12 protein-coding genes and 4 tRNA genes are annotated in these 16799 nt (G+C 65.1%); 5 read left to right on the top strand and 11 right to left on the bottom strand.

Going from position 1 to position 16799, the window contains the following annotated elements:
- Nucleotides 1-204 precede the first annotated feature (204 nt).
- Together U1H99_RS06390 and U1H99_RS06385 are read left to right on the top strand one after the other, a co-directional pair.
- The gene (locus tag U1H99_RS06390) at nucleotides 205-2481 is read left to right on the top strand and encodes an ATP-binding protein (RefSeq protein ID WP_323140883.1); all 2277 of its coding nucleotides are present in this window, start codon (nucleotides 205-207) and stop codon (nucleotides 2479-2481) included.
- A 23-nt stretch (nucleotides 2482-2504) separates the two neighbouring features.
- A complete protein-coding gene (locus U1H99_RS06385) occupies nucleotides 2505-2963 on the top strand; it encodes a response regulator (protein WP_323140882.1) in 459 nt (152 codons plus the stop codon).
- A gap of 85 nt (nucleotides 2964-3048) precedes the next feature.
- Here U1H99_RS06385 and U1H99_RS06380 read toward each other — a convergent pair whose 3' ends face one another.
- The 6 genes from U1H99_RS06380 to U1H99_RS06355 all read right to left on the bottom strand — a co-directional run bounded on the left by U1H99_RS06380 (nucleotide 3049) and on the right by U1H99_RS06355 (nucleotide 8301).
- Entirely contained in the window at nucleotides 3049-4674 is a 1626-nt protein-coding gene (locus U1H99_RS06380) for a response regulator (RefSeq protein ID WP_323140881.1), read from the bottom strand.
- A gap of 209 nt (nucleotides 4675-4883) precedes the next feature.
- Nucleotides 4884-5216, bottom strand: coding sequence for an HNH endonuclease (locus tag U1H99_RS06375; protein WP_323140880.1), 333 nt, complete (start codon nucleotides 5214-5216; stop codon nucleotides 4884-4886).
- A gap of 68 nt (nucleotides 5217-5284) precedes the next feature.
- Nucleotides 5285-6697 (bottom strand): MFS transporter, encoded by a 1413-nt coding sequence (locus U1H99_RS06370; RefSeq protein WP_323140879.1) that lies wholly within the window; start codon nucleotides 6695-6697, stop codon nucleotides 5285-5287.
- Nucleotides 6698-6910: 213 nt separating this feature from the next.
- Nucleotides 6911-6986 (bottom strand) — tRNA-Asn (locus U1H99_RS06365).
- Nucleotides 6987-7040: 54 nt separating this feature from the next.
- Nucleotides 7041-8144 (bottom strand): acyl-CoA dehydrogenase family protein, encoded by a 1104-nt coding sequence (locus tag U1H99_RS06360; protein ID WP_323140878.1) that lies wholly within the window; start codon nucleotides 8142-8144, stop codon nucleotides 7041-7043.
- Nucleotides 8145-8225: 81 nt separating this feature from the next.
- Nucleotides 8226-8301: transfer RNA gene (locus U1H99_RS06355), tRNA-Asn, on the bottom strand.
- Nucleotides 8302-8458: 157 nt separating this feature from the next.
- Here U1H99_RS06355 and purT point away from each other — a divergent pair.
- A complete protein-coding gene (gene purT / locus U1H99_RS06350) occupies nucleotides 8459-9673 on the top strand; it encodes a formate-dependent phosphoribosylglycinamide formyltransferase (protein ID WP_323140877.1) in 1215 nt (404 codons plus the stop codon).
- Between the two features lie 116 nt (nucleotides 9674-9789).
- The gene (locus U1H99_RS06345) at nucleotides 9790-11862 is read left to right on the top strand and encodes a PAS domain-containing hybrid sensor histidine kinase/response regulator (protein ID WP_323140876.1); all 2073 of its coding nucleotides are present in this window, start codon (nucleotides 9790-9792) and stop codon (nucleotides 11860-11862) included.
- Here the strand turns inward: U1H99_RS06345 and U1H99_RS06340 are convergent.
- The 5 genes from U1H99_RS06340 to U1H99_RS06320 all read right to left on the bottom strand — a co-directional run bounded on the left by U1H99_RS06340 (nucleotide 11859) and on the right by U1H99_RS06320 (nucleotide 14552).
- Nucleotides 11859-12332, bottom strand: a complete 474-nt coding sequence (locus U1H99_RS06340; protein WP_323140875.1) for an RES family NAD+ phosphorylase — start codon at nucleotides 12330-12332, stop codon at nucleotides 11859-11861. The genes U1H99_RS06345 and U1H99_RS06340 overlap by 4 nt on opposite strands.
- Nucleotides 12329-12775 (bottom strand): Xre family toxin-antitoxin system antitoxin, encoded by a 447-nt coding sequence (locus U1H99_RS06335; RefSeq protein WP_323140874.1) that lies wholly within the window; start codon nucleotides 12773-12775, stop codon nucleotides 12329-12331. The genes U1H99_RS06340 and U1H99_RS06335 overlap by 4 nt, the downstream gene beginning before the upstream one ends.
- 282 nt (nucleotides 12776-13057) lie before the next feature.
- A tRNA-Asn gene (locus U1H99_RS06330) sits at nucleotides 13058-13133 on the bottom strand.
- An 86-nt stretch (nucleotides 13134-13219) separates the two neighbouring features.
- Nucleotides 13220-13295 (bottom strand) — tRNA-Asn (locus U1H99_RS06325).
- Nucleotides 13296-13340: 45 nt separating this feature from the next.
- A complete protein-coding gene (locus U1H99_RS06320; protein ID WP_323140873.1) occupies nucleotides 13341-14552 on the bottom strand; it encodes an amino acid aminotransferase in 1212 nt (403 codons plus the stop codon).
- Nucleotides 14553-14658: 106 nt separating this feature from the next.
- Here U1H99_RS06320 and uvrB point away from each other — a divergent pair, with 106 nt between their 5' ends.
- A complete protein-coding gene (gene uvrB / locus U1H99_RS06315) occupies nucleotides 14659-16755 on the top strand; it encodes an excinuclease ABC subunit UvrB (RefSeq protein WP_323140872.1) in 2097 nt (698 codons plus the stop codon).
- Nucleotides 16756-16799 lie beyond the last annotated feature (44 nt).

Genomic DNA, 16799 nt, shown 5'->3' with positions numbered 1-16799 from the left:
CCATGCTCAGTTTTGTCGTTTTAAATAGAAATGGCTGCCTTCTTCGAATAAAAATTATCGAAACCAGGCCAATGTTATTTTAAAATGTTGCAATATTTCCGCATACTCAAGTCGACCAGCGGACGCCTTCCCGGCCGATGAAAGCGTGTTTCATTGTAAAATAGCGACCTTGCAATCCACCGCCAGCATCCCTGCACAGACCACATGACTCCGGTTTCCGCCGCCCCTGCCATCGACCTGTCGACTTGTGACAGGGAGCCGATTCACATGCCCGGCAGCATCCAGCCGCATGGCTTCCTGCTGACCCTGTCCGACAACCTCGAGGTGCTCCAGGCCAGCGCCAACCTGGGCGACTGGACCGGCTGCGGCCTGCGCGAGGCGATCGGCCGTCCGCTGGCCGAGGTCGTCGGCGAAGCGGCCGCGCTGGTGCTGGCGCCGGAGCTGGCGGCCGCGCTCGGTCCGCGTCCGTATTACGTGGGCACGATCACGACCGGCAATGGCCGCCACTTCGACGCGCTGGCCCACAAGTGGGACGGCGTGACCGTCCTCGAGTGCGAGCCGGTCGACCGTCCCGGCGCGGCCGACTTCCGCCAGCTGTATTCGCTGATCGGCGACTTCCTGCTGAAGGTGAACGAGGCCGTCAGCATCGAGGCGCTGGCCGAACGGGCCTGCCATCATGTCCGCTCGGTCACCGGTTTCGGGCGCGTGATCGTGTACAAGTTCGATGGCGACGGCCATGGCCACGTGATGGCGGAAGCCAAGCAGGACGACTATGCCTCCTACATGGGCCAGCACTTCCCGGCGTCGGACATCCCGGCCCAGGCGCGCCGGATGTACAAGCAGTCGCGCATCCGCCTGATCCAGGACGCCAACTACCAGCCGGCGCCGCTGGTGCCGGCGCTGAATCCGGCCACCGGCAAGCCCAACGACCTGTCCTTCGCCACGCTGCGCAGCGTGTCCCCGGTGCACCTGCAATACATGCGCAACATGCACACGATGGCGTCGATGTCGGTGTCGCTGATGGTCAAGGGCGAACTGTGGGGACTGATCTCCTGCCACAACGAGGATGCCAAGGCGGTCGGCTTCGACAAGCGCACCGCCTGCGAGCAGCTGAGCGAGATCCTGGCGCTGTGCATCGAGTCGCGCGAGGACGCCGCCGACCTCCAGTTCCGCCTCGACGTGCGGCGCACGATGGTGTCGACCCTCGCCGGCCTGACCCAGGGCAGCGACTTCATCGAGAACCTGTCGAACGTGTTCCCCGAGCTGCTGCGCTTCGCGCGCGCCACTGGGGTCGCGGTGGTGGTCGACGAACGCATCCTGACCTTCGGCGACACTCCGGAACAGGACGACATCCAGGACCTGGTCGACTGGCTCACCCAGCACGACCACGGCGACGTCTTCCACAGCGATAACCTGTCGTCGGTGTATCCGCTCGGCGGACGCATCATCCGCAATGCCAGCGGCCTGCTGGCGGTGCCGATCTCGCGCATCCACAAGCACTACCTGCTGTGGTTCCGCCCGGAGTACGTGCGCACCATCGAATGGGCCGGCAACCCGCACGACAAGATCGTGCAGGCCGCCGCCGCCGGCGTCACCCTGAACCTGTCGCCGCGCACCAGCTTCGCCGCCTGGCGCGAAACCATCCACGGCACCAGCCTGCCGTGGCACGCCGGCGAGATCGAGCTGACGCTGGAATTCCGCACCGCCCTGCTCGGCCTCGCGCTCGAGCGCGCCGAACAGATGGCGGCGCTGGCCGGGGAACTGACGCGTTCCAACAAGGAACTGGAAGCGTTCTCGTATTCGGTGTCGCACGACCTGCGCGCGCCGCTGCGCCACATCGTCGGCTTCGCCGACCTCCTGATCGAATCGAGCGGCAGCGAAGACGCCCAGATGCGCCAGCGCTTCCTGAAGAACATCAAGGAAGCGGCGCGCCTGGCCGGCAAGCTGGTCGACGACCTGCTGTCGTTCTCGCAGATGGGCCGCGCGGCGCTGCGCCCGACCACGGTCGACATGAACGATCTGGTCGGTGCCTGCGTCGACAAGCTGTCCACGGAAACGCGCGGCCGCAACATCGAATGGGACGTGGCCGACCTGCCCAAGGTCGAGGCCGACCCGACCTTCCTGCACCTGGCCATGTTCAACCTGCTGTCGAATGCCGTGAAGTTCACCAGCCAGCGCGATCCGGCCGTGATCCGGGTAACCGCCGAAGACCATCCGCATGAGACGGTATTCCACGTCGCCGACAACGGCGCCGGCTTCAACATGGATTACGTGCACAAGCTGTTCGGTGTCTTCCAGCGCCTGCACCGCATGGAAGACTTCCAGGGCACCGGCATCGGCCTGGCCAACGTGCGCCGCATCGTCGAGCGCCACAACGGCCGCGTATGGGCCAACTCCACGCTCGGGGAAAGCGCGACCTTCTCGTTCGCGCTTCCGAAACCGAACACGAATACCAATACCAATACCAATACCAATACCTAATTATCCAGGATTAGAAAGAACGCATGCTCAAGCCCATCCTTCTGGTCGAAGACAATCCCAACGACCTCGAGCTGACGCTGATCGCACTGTCGAAGAGCCAGCTCGCCAACCAGGTCATCGTCGTGCGCGACGGTGCCGAAGCGCTCGACTACCTGCACCGCCGCGGCGACCACGCCGAACGTGCCGCCGGCAACCCGGCGGTGGTGCTGCTCGACCTCAAGCTGCCCAAGGTCGACGGCCTCGAAGTCCTGAAAGACATCCGCGATACCGACGGCCTGAAGCCGCTGCCGGTGGTGATGCTGACGTCGTCGAAGGAAGAACAGGACTTGATCCGCAGCTACGAGCTGGGCGTGAACGCCTATGTGGTCAAGCCGGTCGATTTTACCGAATTCGTGCGCGCGATCTCGGATCTCGGCATCTTCTGGGCCGTGCTGAACGAACCGCCGCCAGGCTCGCAGCGCTACGTCAAACCGAGCAAGTAGGGTGGCGCGGCTGTACCGTCGCGTGTGAAAAACGGCGCCGTAACGCCGACCACGCGTAACGCCGGCAAACCAACTGCTCTCCCGATCAGGCAGTCCCGCTCAACGCAGGCTTCTGATGCCGGCGCCGCAACAGGTGGCGGATCCGGGCGCTGAGCGCGTCCGGATGATACGGTTTCTGCAACAGGTTGACCGTCGCTTCCAGCTTGCCTTCGTGCGCCAGCACGCCTTCGGCATACCCCGATGTGTACAGGATTTCCGCCAGCGGCAGCCGGTCGCGCACCGCTTCGGCCAGCTGCAGGCTGCTGACCGGCCCCGGCATGATCACGTCGGTGAACACCAGGTCGATCGCCTGGCCGCTCTCCACGATCGCCATCGCGGCAGCCGCGTCGGGCGCTTCCAGCACGCGGTAGCCGAGCGCGGACAGGATGGCGCAGGTGGTGCTGCGCACGTCTTCCTCGTCTTCCACCACCAGGATGGTTTCCAGGCCGCCCAGCAGCGGCCCGTCGGCGATCGCTTCCGGCTGCGCCGCTTCGGCGTCGCTGCGCGGCAGGTAGATGCGCACGCTGGTGCCCTTGCCCGGCGCACTCTTGAGCACGATCTCGCCGCCCGACTGCTTGACGAAGCCGTAGGCCATCGACAGACCGAGTCCGGTGCCCTGCCCGGTCGGCTTGGTGGTGAAGAAGGGTTCGAAGGCGCGCGCCAGCACCTCGGGCGGCATGCCGCCGCCGGTGTCGGCCACTTCGATCAGGACGTAGCGGCCGGACAGCACCTCGCTGGCGCTCAGCGAGTCCGGCTCGACGTTGGTAGCGCGGATGGTCAGGGTACCGCTGCCGGCCATGGCGTCGCGCGCATTGATGGCCAGGTTTAGCAGCACGTTGTGCAGCTGGTGCGGGTCGACCAGCGTGCTGCCCAGGCTGTGGTCGATCTCGGTGACCACGCGCGCGCGCGGCCCCAGCACGCGGCGCATCATCTCGTCCATCTCGCGCAGCAGGTGGCCGGGATTGACCACCACCTCCTGCAGCGGCTGGCGCCGTGCGAAGGCCAGCAGGTGCGACGACAGCTTGGCGCCGCGCTCGACGCCGGCCAGCGCCATGTCGACGCGGGCGCGCCCGGCATCGTTCAGGTCGCCGATGAGTTTCAACAGCTGCAGGTTGCCGCCGACGATCTGCAGCACGTTGTTGAAGTCGTGCGCGACGCCGCCGGTGAGCTGGCCGATCGCTTCCATCTTCTGCGCCTGCTGCAGCGCCGACTGGCTGGCTTCGAGCTGTTCCTGGCTGCGCCGCAGCGACACGAAGGCCGCGTCGCGCTGGCGCCGTGCGATATAGGCATCGTTGTGGTAGCGCACGCGCGCCACCAGCTCGCGCGGATCAGGCCATTTGACGAGGTAGTCGTTGGCGCCCGCGGCAAAGGCCTTGGCCTTGATGTCGGCGTCCTCTTCCGACGACAGCATGATGACCGGGACGCCTTCGGTGTCCTTGTCGGCACGCAGGCGGCGCGTGACTTCGAAGCCATCGATTTCCGGCATGCGCAGGTCGACCAGCACCACGGTGGCAGCGATTTCCTTGGCCAGTTCGACGGCCATCGACGCCTGGCTGGTGTAGCGCAGGGTATGCGCCACACAACCTTTCAAACCATGCGAAATGATGTCTTCAGCAAAAGACTCGTCGTCGATGAGGAGGATCGAGCAGGACCCGGTTTCGTGTTGATTCATTGCACCTGTGACAAGATCGATATCTAAATATCCTGAAATTGCAAAATGGTAAGGGTTGATTTTAACATCAAGCTTGCCCTCCATGCGTCGGTATTCTTTGCCTCGAAATCAAAAAACCGATGAAAATCTTGGTAAATAACCATGTAAACACGCTATTTTTATGACAAACCATATCAAAAAATGCCGATATTGGTTATTTGCTACCCGTGCTAACGATATTTTTTCTTGTTGGAGGTAAAGGTACGGGTATAAAAGCCAGACGGTTTATTCGCCACCCATTCGATGAAGGCGGCGATGTCGGCATTGTCCTTCAGCGCATCCCAGGTGTGATAGGCATGCAGCAGTTCGCGCTCCGAAAACGTCGCGTGGATCTTGCGGTGGCAGATCTTATGGATCGGGAATTGCTCCCTGCCCTTCAGCGATTTCGGAATCAGGTGGTGGCGGTCGATGTTCTCGCTGCCCAGCGGGCGTCCACAGAGTGGACACAGGGCTTCGACGACGGGAGCGTCGTGCAGTTCGGGAATGTAAAGGTGGCGCGCCATGTTCCCCATATCGAGGCGCGCGCCACCATTTAAAGACCCGTCCGCCCGGTCGGCGCCCCAGCCGATCCTCAGCGCGCCGGCGCCGCGACCACCAGGCGCGAGAAACTGGCCACGCTGGCGACAAAGGCAAAGGCGGCGGCCAGGCCGAGCGCATACCAGCTGCCGCGTCCGATGGAAATCGTCAGGCAGAAGGCGACCAGCGCGGCGCCCGTCGATTGTCCGATCAGGCGCGCGGTGGCGACCATGCCGCTGGCGCTGCCGGCGCGCTGCGGTGGCGCGCTGCCCATGATCGCCTTCAGGTTGGGGGCCTGGAAGAAGCCGAAACCGACGCCGCACAGCGCCATGCGCCAGCCGATGTCGAGCGCCGACGGATCGCGCGGCATGCCCAGCAGCGCCACCAGGCCGACGCCGAGGATCAGTAGCCCCAGGCCGCCGAGCAGGCCCGGCGAATAGCGGTCGCTCAGGCGCCCTGCCACCGGGGCCATCACGCCCACCATCACCGGCCACGGCGTCATCAGGAAGCCGGTCTCGATCGGCGAGCGCCCCAGCGCGCTCTCGAAATAGAACGGCAGCGAGACGAAGGCCAGCGCCTGCGCCGCGAAGGTGCAGATCGAGGTCATGACCGACAGCGAGAACAGCGGACGCCGGAACAGGTCGACCGGCAGCAGCGGCGCCGGATGCCCCTTCTGGCGCCGCACCAGCAGCACGAAGAACAGCAGCGCAATGAAGGTTTCCGGCAGCAGCGTGCGCAGGCCGACGCGGTGCGCCGCATCGCCCAGCGCCAGCACCGCCATGCTGAAGGCGATCACGTTGAAGATGCCGGCAATGCCGTCGACGCGGTGGCTCGAGCGCGGCGATTCCGGCAACGCCCGGCGCGCGATGAAGAAGGCGGCGATGCCGGGAATGACGTTGATCCCGAACAGCCACTCCCACGAGGACACCGCCAGGATCAGCGAAGCCAGGCTCGGGCCGAGGGCGAAGCCGATCGCCACCACCAGCGCATTGTTGCCGAAGCCGCGCCCGTGCAGCTTGGCCGGATAGACGGTGCGCAGCAGCGCCGTGTTCACGCCCATCAGCGCGGCCGCGCCCAGGCCCTGGAACAGGCGCGCCACAATCAGCGCCGGCAGCGACCAGGCGAGCGCGCAGCCGAGCGAAGCTAGCGTGAACAGCGCCATGCCGGCAACGTACACGCGGCGGTAGCCGACGGTCTCGCCGAGCGCCGCGATCGGCAGCAGCGTCGCCACCATCGCCAGCTGGTAGGCATTCACGATCCAGACCGAATCGGCCGGCGTGGCGTGCAGTTGCGCGGCCATGGCCGGCAGCGCGGTGTTGGCGATGGCGGTGTCGAGCGAGGACATGCCGACGCCCAGGGACAGGGCGACGATGGCCCAGATGCGTTCGTTCGGAGGGAGTCCGTCGCGCGCCTGGATGGCTTGCGTGGCGTCCTGCCCGGCGCCGGCGGTATTGGCTGGTTGCTGCATGGGTCGACCCGGATGCGAAAGGACCTATTATAAAAAGCCGGGACTATCTCTGCGGGCGTGGAAACAAAGGCGCAACAATCGCGGCGCTGGGCCGGCCGCACAAAAGAGCAAAGGCAAAATAAAAAAGAGCAAAGGGAAAATAAGAAAGAGCAAAGGCAAAACAAAAAGCCCGCTTCTTGCGAAGCGGGCTTTTTGCTATTTACTGCTAAATTCTGGCTCCCCGACCTGGACTCGAACCAGGGACCTGCGGATTAACAGTCCGTCGCTCTACCGACTGAGCTATCAGGGAATTGAGGCTCGAATTATAACGGCTGAGTTGCGATTTGACCAGCCTTGCATTAAATCAAGCGTGCGGCATCAACAAGGCGTGCTGGGACGCCGTATGGAAGTCGCGCCAGACGCGGTTGATCGGGCTGTCGTCGCGCGCCGCATACAGCCCGCAATAAGGGTACAGCGTGTCGACCGCATGGCGCGACGCAGCCACCCAGGCCATCGACAAGGCCTGCAGTTCGGCGGCGTCGGCTGGCGCCACCCTGCCCTCGGCCAGCACGCCTTCCCAGCTGGCGTCGAGCCGTGCGTAGAAACGGCTGCGCGCCGCGTCGAAGCGGGCACGACATTCGACCAGCACCGCCTGCACCGCCGGCACCTCGATCAGCGACTCGCCCTCACCGAAGCGATTGCGGCGATGGCGCAGGCAGGCCTCCGCCAGGTCGATGAAATGGCCCGCCATGCCGGCCACGTTGGCGCCCAGGGTGACGAAGGCAAAGGCAAGGAAGGGAAAACGGTACAGCGGCCCCTGTTCCCAGGCCCGGTCGGGATCGATGTCGAAGCCGTGGTCGCGATGGATCCACTGGCCGCGCACCCGATACCCGTGCGAGGCGGTGGCACGCAGGCCGATGCTGCGCCAGTTCGGCACCACCTCCACCAGCGCGGCCGGCACCACGAAGGCTTTGATACGCGGCTGGCCGGCGCCGTCGAGCAGCGGCTGGCCGTGCTCGCGCAGGATGGCGTTGAAGGTGAAGTGGGTGGCCATCGGCGCGCCGCTGGCGTAGTCCCAATGGCCGTCGATGCGGTAGCCCTCGCCGTCGGCGTCGGCGTAGCCGGTTGGCGCGCCGCTGCCGGCCAGGCAGACGTGTTTCGTCGCCAGGACGTCGCGCGCCAGGGCGGGCGGCAGGAAGCCGGCGAACCAGCCGGCGCCGGCGCACAGGGTGAGCGTCCAGCCCATGCTGCCGTCGATGGCGGCGATGCTTTCCTCCAGCCGCACCACCGCCGGCAGCGCCAGTTCGGCGCCACCGAGCGCGCGCGGCGCCAGCATGCGCAGCCAGCCGCGCCGGTGCAGCAGCGCCTGCTGGACCGGGTGCAGCCAGCCGGCCGTATCGGCGTCGGCGGCGTAGCGGGCGATGCGGCGGGCGTCGCGATCGGACAGCATGGCTGGGTATGCAGGCATTCTTAGGCTCCCGAAACGAAAAAGCCCGCTTCACTGAAGCGGGCTTTTGCTGTTTTACTGCTGCTTATTGGTACTGAATTCTGGCTCCCCGACCTGGACTCGAACCAGGGACCTGCGGATTAACAGTCCGTCGCTCTACCGACTGAGCTATCAGGGAATTGAGGCCGCATTATAACCGCCCGAGACGTTCTGGCAATAGTTTTTTATGGAAACGTGTGCGCTGCGTCGTTCATGGTCTGATAATGCGCCAATCAGCACGCCAGCCGGCGGTTTGCTATAGTCGCCCATTCTCTCTCAGCACAGCCCTCACTTTCATGAACACACCCCGCACCCTCGGCACCCCGCTCTCCCCGTCCGCCACCAAGGTCATGCTCCTCGGTTCCGGCGAGCTCGGCAAGGAAGTCATCATCGCCCTGCAGCGCCTCGGCGTGGAGACCATCGCGGTCGACCGCTATCCGAATGCGCCCGGCCACCAGGTCGCGCACCGCGCCCACGTGGTCGACATGACCGACGGCGAGGCGCTGGCCGCGCTGATCGCGCAGGAGCAGCCCGACCTGGTCGTGCCCGAGATCGAGGCGATCGCCACCGCCAAGCTGGCCGAACTGGAAGCCGCAGGCACCATCACCTGCATCCCGACCGCGCGCGCGGCGCTGCTGACCATGAACCGCGAAGGCATCCGCCGCCTGGCCGCGGAAGAGCTGGGCCTGGCGACTTCGCCCTACCGCTTCGCGTCCAGCCTCGCCGAGCTGCGGGCGGCCTGCGCCGAGATCGGTTTTCCGTGCGTGGTGAAGCCGGTGATGTCGTCTTCGGGCAAGGGCCAGTCCAAGCTGGACAGCGCCGCGGACGTCGAGAACGCCTGGAATTACGCGGCCGCCGGCGGCCGTGTCGATGCCGGCCGCGTGATCGTCGAGGGTTTCATCGACTTCGACTACGAAATCACGCTGCTGACCGTGCGCGCCAACGGCAGCGCGGGCGAGATCGAGACCGTGTTCTGCGAACCGATCGGCCACAAGCAGGTGCAGGGCGACTACGTCGAATCGTGGCAGCCGCAGCCGATGAGCCCGCGCGCGCTGGACAATGCGCGCGACATCGCCGCCAAGGTCACCGCCAACCTGGGCGGACGCGGCGTGTTCGGGGTCGAACTGTTCGTGAAAGGCGATATGGTGTGGTTCTCGGAAGTCAGCCCGCGTCCGCACGATACCGGCATGGTCACCATGGCCACCCAGGTGCAGAGCGAATTCGAGCTGCATGCCAAGGCCATCCTCGGCCTGCCGGTGAATCCGCTGCTACGCGCATCGGGAGCATCGGCCGTGATCTACGGCGGGCTGGAACAAGCCGGCATCGCCTTCGAGGGCGTGGCCGAGGCCCTGCAGGTGCCGGAATCGGACATCCGCCTGTTCGGCAAGCCGGAATCCTTCGCGCGGCGCCGCATGGGCGTGGCGCTGGCGACGGCGGTCGACGTCGATACGGCGCGCCAGCGCGCCCTGGAAGCGGCCTCGCGCGTAAAACCGGTCTCGCGCCAGGGCTGAACGCGGGCCTGGACGCAGGACGGAAACCGGGCCGGCGCCGCGCACGCCGGCCATTTGCACTCCCGCCGCGAAGCTGCTAAGGTCAAACGTTGACACCCAGCGTCGAGGAGGTTGCCATGAGCCACATCGACGACGAGCCGTGCACGCTTGCCGCCGACAGCTTCGAATTGCTGGCCAGGCTGTGTCTCGATGGCGTGCTCGTCATTGTCGACGACGGCATCGTCTATGCCTGCCCCGCCGCCGATACCATCCTGTCTCCCGCCGCGCCCGGCAGCCTGCTCGGACGCGCACCCCTGAGCCTGGTCTTGCCGGCGCACCACGCGCGCGTGCGCGAACGCTGGGCCCAGGCCGCGGCGGGCGCCTTCCTGGCGCCGGAGGAAATCGGCTTGTGCGGCGTCGACGGGCGCTGCTTCGACGCCGAACTCAGCTGCGGCCCCTTCGTCTGGCATGGCCGTCCGGCGCTGCAGATACTGGTGCGCGACATCTCGGAACGCAAGGCGATGCTGAGCCAGCTGCACGCCACCGAGAGCCGGTTCGCGGCCGAACTCGAGGAAATGACGCGCCTGCACCAGCTCAGCAGCCGGCTGCTGGCCACGCGCGACCTCTCCAGCGCGCTCGACGAAGTGCTGGATGCCGCCATTACACTGCTCGGCGCCGACTTCGGCAATATCCAGCTCTACAATCCGCAAAAGAATGGCCTGGAAATCGTGGTGCAGCGCGGCTTTCCGCAAGCCTTCCTCGACACCTTCAGGCTGGTCCGCATCGACGACGACAGCGCCTGCGCGCGGGCGCTGCGCAGTGGCGAAGCGGTGATCGTCGAGGACGTGCTGCTCGACCCGCCTTATGCCGCCTTCCGCGCCATCGCGGCCCAGTCCGGCTACCGCGCGGTGCTGTCGATTCCGCTGCGGGTTCCGGGCGGCGAGGTGCTCGGCATGCTGTCGGCCCACTTCCGCGCGCCGCACCGCGCTTCGGCGCATCAGCTGCGCGTGCTGGAATTGTACGGGCGCCAGGCGGTGGACCTGATCGACCGCCTGCGCACCGAACAGGCCCTGCGCGACGCCGACCGCCGCAAGGACGAATTCCTCGCCACCCTGGCGCACGAGTTGCGCAACCCGCTGGCGCCGATCAGCAATGCGATGATCCTGCTCAGGCCGAACGGCGACCACCGGCGCCGCGCCGATCACCTGATCGGGATGGTGCAGCGCCAGGTGCGCCATATCGTGCGCCTGGTCGACGACCTGCTCGAAGTTTCGCGCATCACGCGCGGCAAGATCGAGCTGCGGCGCACGCCGGCGGTACTGGCCGACATCCTGCATGCCGCGCTCGAGACCACCCGTCCGCTCATCGAGCAGGCCGGCCACCGCCTGCGTGCGGATCTGCCGGACGAACCGCTGGTGCTGGATGCCGACAGCGTGCGCCTGACCCAGGTGTTCTCGAACCTGCTCAACAACGCAGCCAAGTACACGCCGCCCGGCGGCGACATCGCGCTGGCCGCGCGGCGCGTCGGCCCCGAAGTCGAGGTCAGCGTGCGCGACAACGGCATCGGCATCCCGGCCGCCATGCTCGGGCGCGTATTCGACATCTTCGTGCAGGGCGATCGAAACGGCGACGGCAGCAACGGCGGGAATGGCAGCAATGGCGGACTCGGGATCGGGCTGACGATGGCGCGCAGCCTGGTCGAGCTGCACGCGGGCCGCATCGAGGCGCGCAGCGATGGGCCCGGGCTCGGCAGCGAATTCGTGGTGCGCCTGCCGCTGCTGCTGCACACGCCTGCCGATGCACCGGCACCGGATACGGCCAGCGCCCCGCTATCCGGCCGGCGCCTGCTGGTCGTCGACGACAACCGCGACGCCGCCGACAGCCTGGCGCTGCTGCTGTCGAGCAGCGGCGCCGAGGTACGGGTCGGCTACGGCGGCGAAGAAGCGCTGGCGGCGATCGCCGGCTGGGCGCCAGACGCCGCCATCATCGATCTCGGCATGCCGGGCATCGACGGCTGCCAGCTGGCCGGCATGCTGCGCGCCGACCTGCGCTATCGCGGCATGCTGCTGGTAGCGCTGACCGGCTGGGGACAGCGCGCCGACCGCGAGCGCTCGCGCGCCTGCGGCTTCGACGCCCACCTGACCAAGCCGGCCGAGATCGCGGCGCTGACGGCCTGCCTGGCCGCGGGCGCACCCACCGCCCGCAACTAGCGGCGCGTGAGGCGCGGATCGTAAGTCCACTTGCGGACCTTGCGCGCCATGATCGCGGCGGCGTCCGCGTGCATCGGATTGACCAGCACGTTCCACTCTTCCTGCACGATGACCGACGGGACGAGCAGCAGCGCGCTGCGATTCGCCTTGAGCCAGCGGTCGCCTTCGTCAAGGCTGACCTTGCCGGTCGGGATCGCATCCCAGCCGACCGGCGGCACATCCAGGGTGATGGCACGCTGCCACACGCCATCGGGGATGGCCAGCTCGACCAGGTAGCGGTTGAGCGGCAGCCCGCCGGCGCCGAGATGGATGAAGGTTTCGAGTACAGCCAGCGAGATGTTGCTGGCGCAGTAGAGCAGCGGACTCCCCGGGCGGTTCCAGCGGCCGCCGGAGATCTTGGCGCCGGCCCCGGTCAGGTCGTCGGCGGTGTAGCCGGGCGTATCGGTCGCGATCCGCCAGGCGCGGATCACGCGTAGGCCCCGGTCTGCATGGTGGCGAGCACCCGCGAGATCATTTCCTGGCCTTCGATGGTGTCCATGTAGTCGGCGGGGGCGGCGCCGCCCAGCGCCGGGATCGGCTCTTCCATCCAGTGGGCGAGCCATTTGGCGGCATCGAAGCCCTGCATGGCGTCGGGGTCGCCGGATTCCTCGAGCAGGGTTTCGACCTGGCCGATCAGCTTTGCCATGCCGACCACTTTTTCGCTGTCTTCCTGCGACAGCGCTTCGTTGCGGCTGGCCTTGCGGTTGACGGTGGCGGTGGCGATGTCCAGCATCAGGAAGATTTTTTCCTGCTGGATGTCGAGACGGCTGACGAAGAGTTTGAAGTCGGCGGCATTCACGCCTTTGCGGATCAGGTCGATCCGCTTGACCGGCGTGGACTGGAACACTTCACGGAAATTGAGCCACTGGTTCATGCTGGCATCACCCTCCGCCGCTTGCCCATATGGCTCTATTTTTTCAGAAACTTTATATGACGCCGGTGCGGGCCGGTCCTGATTGTGACCGCTTGCCGCCTGTGCTCGCTTTGCAGTTGTCGTCATGATTTGCTCCTTTGAGTAGTCAGCGTAGATCAAATGAGCAGGGAATGCAAGCAAGCGCCGCCAAGACAGGCCAGGAATAAAGGAAGCAAAAACAAAAAAGCCCACTTCAAGGAAGCGGGCTTTTCATATTACTGCGCAATTTTTGCTGCTGAATTCTGGCTCCCCGACCTGGACTCGAACCAGGGACCTGCGGATTAACAGTCCGTCGCTCTACCGACTGAGCTATCAGGGAATGGATGTTGCTATTATAACCTCTCGCCAGGACATTGCACAGGACAAGCTGCCAACCGTGCATTGCCTTGCCAGAGGTGTGAATTCTGGCTCCCCGACCTGGACTCGAACCAGGGACCTGCGGATTAACAGTCCGTCGCTCTACCGACTGAGCTATCAGGGATCATTCTTCCGATACAGACAGTGCCGAATCGGAAGAGCCAAGAGTTTAGAGAACTTTTGCGATGGCGTCAACGATCCGATCGATGTTCTTCGAATTCATCGCTGCGACGCAGATACGGCCAGTGTCCACGGCGTAGATCGATTCGGCGCGCAGCTGCTCGACCTGCTGCTTGGTCAGGCCCGAATACGAGAACATGCCGACCTGCTCGCGCACGAAGGCGAAGTCCTTGCCCGGCGCCTTTTCGGCCAGCTTCTTGACCAGCTCTTCACGCATTTCCTTGATACGCACGCGCATGCCGGCCAGTTCCTCTTCCCACAGCTGGCGCAGTGCCGGCGTGGACAGGACGGTGGCGACCACCTTGCCGCCATGGGTCGGCGGGTTCGAGTAGTTGGTGCGCACGATGCGCTTCAGCTGCGACAGCAGGCGCGCCGCTTCTTCGGCCGAGGAAGCAACCACCGACAGCGCGCCGACGCGCTCGCCGTACAGCGAGAACGACTTCGAGAACGAGTTCGACACCAGCAGCGGGCCGCCGGCCTCGACGAAACGGCGCACCACGGCGCCGTCTTCCGCGATGCCCGAACCGAAGCCCTGGTAGGCCATGTCCAGGAACGGGATCAGGCCGCCGGCCTGCACCGCCTCGATCACCTGGCCCCACTGTTCGGACGTCAGGTCGGCGCCGGTCGGGTTGTGGCAGCAGGCATGCAGGACGACGATGGCGCCTTCCGGCATCGCCTTCAGGTCGGCCAGCATGCCGCCGAAGTCGACGCCGTGCGTGGCCGGGTCGTAGTACTTGTAATTGTTGACAGTGAAGCCGGCGCTTTCGAACAGCGCGCGATGGTTTTCCCAGCTCGGATCGCTGATGTAGACGCTCGAACCCGGCGCAAAGCGCTTCAGGAAGTCGGCGCCGATCTTGAGTGCGCCGGTGCCGCCCAGGGCTTGCACGGTGATCGCACGTTTCTCTTGAATTACCGGGCTGTCGGCACCAAATACCAATTCTTGCACAGCCTTGTCATACGCACCCAGGCCCTCGATCGGCAGGTAGGTACGCGGTGCGGGCTGTTCCATCAACAGCGACTCCGCCTTGCGCACGCATTCCAGCAGCGGCACTTTACCATTGTCATCATAATAGACACCGACGCCCAGGTTGATCTTGGACGGGTTGGTATCTGCATTGAAGGCTTCGGTAATACCGAGGATGGGGTCGCGCGGGGCCATGGCGATGGCGCCGAAGATGCTGGCAGGAGCTGTGGAATTCATCGTGATAAACTGGGTTTGTCGCTGGGTTCGCAGCAGTTGTATAGACAGCGGCTTAAAACAATGTTTGGCCGCAGGCGGATTCTCATTCTAGCAAAGGTCTGAACACATGGCAGATTTATCGGTCGTAGAAACCCCGGCACCCGAAGTCATCACCTTCCCGAATTCACCGTTCAAGCTGCACCAGCCCTTCCCGCCCGCCGGCGACCAGCCGACCGCGATCGAAGGCCTGGTCCAGGGCATCGACGACGGCCTGATGTACCAGACGCTGCTCGGCGTGACCGGCTCCGGCAAGACCTACACGATGGCCAACACCATCGCCCGGGCCGGCCGCCCGGCGATCGTGTTCGCCCCGAACAAAACTCTGGCGGCCCAGCTGTACGCGGAGTTCCGCGAATTCTTCCCGCAGAACGCGGTCGAGTACTTCGTCTCGTACTACGATTACTACCAGCCGGAAGCCTACGTGCCGCAGCGCGACCTGTTCATCGAAAAGGACTCGTCGATCAACGAGCACATCGAGCAGATGCGCCTGTCGTGCACCAAGTCGCTGATGGAGCGGCGCGACGTTATCATCGTGGCAACCGTGTCGGCCATCTACGGTATCGGTAATCCGAACGAATACCATAAAATGATCCTGACGCTGCGCACCGGCGATAAAGTCGCACAGCGCGACGTCATCGCGCGCCTGATCCAGATGCAGTACACGCGCAACGAGATGGACTTCGCGCGCGGTACCTTCCGCGTGCGCGGCGACACCATCGACATCTTCCCTGCCGAGCACGCAGAGCTGGCGATCCGCGTCGAGATGTTCGACGACGAGATCGAGTCGCTGCAGCTGTTCGACCCGCTGACCGGCAAGGTGCGCCAGAAGATCCCGCGCTTCACCGTGTACCCGGGTTCGCACTACGTGACCGGCCGCGCCACGGTGCTGAAAGCCGTCGATTCGATCAAGGCCGAGCTGAGCCACCGCCTGGAAGAATTCCGCGAACAGGGCAAGCTGCTGGAAGAGCAGCGCCTCGAACAGCGCACCCGCTTCGACCTCGAGATGCTGGCCGAAGTCGGCTTCACGAAAGGCATCGAGAACTACTCGCGCCACCTGTCCGGCTCGATGCCGGGCGAACCGCCGCCGACCCTGATCGACTACCTGCCGAAGGATGCGATCATGTTCATGGACGAGTCGCACGTGATGATCGGGCAGCTGAACGCCATGTACAACGGCGACCGCTCGCGCAAGGTCAACCTGGTCGACTACGGTTTCCGTTTGCCGTCGGCGCTCGACAACCGGCCGCTGAAGTTCACGGAGTTCGAGAACAAGATGCGCCAGTGTATCTTCGTCTCGGCGACCCCGGCCGAGTACGAGAAGGAGCATGCCGACAACGTGGTCGAGCAGGTGGTGCGCCCGACCGGCCTGGTCGACCCGCAGATCATCGTGCGCCCTGCCCGTTCGCAGGTGGACGACCTGATGGGCGAGATCAACATCCGCATCGCCAAGGACGAGCGCGTGCTGGTGACCACGCTGACCAAGCGCATGGCGGAGCAGTTGACGGAATACCTGGGCGACCACGGCATCAAGGTGCGCTACCTGCACAGCGACATCGATACCGTCGAGCGCGTGGAAATCCTGCGCGACCTGCGCCTGGGCACCTTCGATGTGCTGGTCGGCATCAACCTGCTGCGCGAAGGCCTGGACTTGCCGGAAGTGTCGCTGGTGGCCGTGCTCGACGCGGACAAGGAAGGCTTCCTGCGTTCGGAACGCTCGCTGATCCAGACCATCGGCCGCGCGGCGCGTAACCTGAACGGCGTCGCCTTGCTCTACGCCGACCAGATGACCGACTCGATGAAGAAGGCGATCGACGAGACCGAACGCCGCCGCGCCAAGCAGATCGCCTTCAACGAAGCGAACGGCATCGTGCCGAAGGGCGTGAACAAGAAGATCAAGGACATGATCGACGGTGTCTACAGCGCGGCTGCGCAGAAAGCCATGCTGACCGACTTCGGCATGGCGGAAGATGCGGCCAAAGTCGAGGGCATGAGCGAGAAGCAGATTTCGAAAGAGATCAAGCGCCTCGAGAAGCTCATGGTCGACCACGCCAAGAACCTCGAGTTCGAGAAGGCGGCGCAGGTGCGCGACCAGCTGCATGTGCTCAAGCAGCAGGCGTTCGGGGCGCCGGGGGCGGACAACGTGGTGTCGATACTGGGCAAATAAGCTTTTCGATGCACGCCCACCTTGAGGCTCCGCAGGCGCGGAGC

The organism is Massilia phyllosphaerae (assembly GCF_034659755.1).
GTDB lineage: Bacteria > Pseudomonadota > Gammaproteobacteria > Burkholderiales > Burkholderiaceae_D > Telluria > Telluria phyllosphaerae.
The sequence above is the reverse complement of the archived record's forward strand: the minus strand, read 5'-3'. Positions and strand labels throughout refer to the sequence as shown.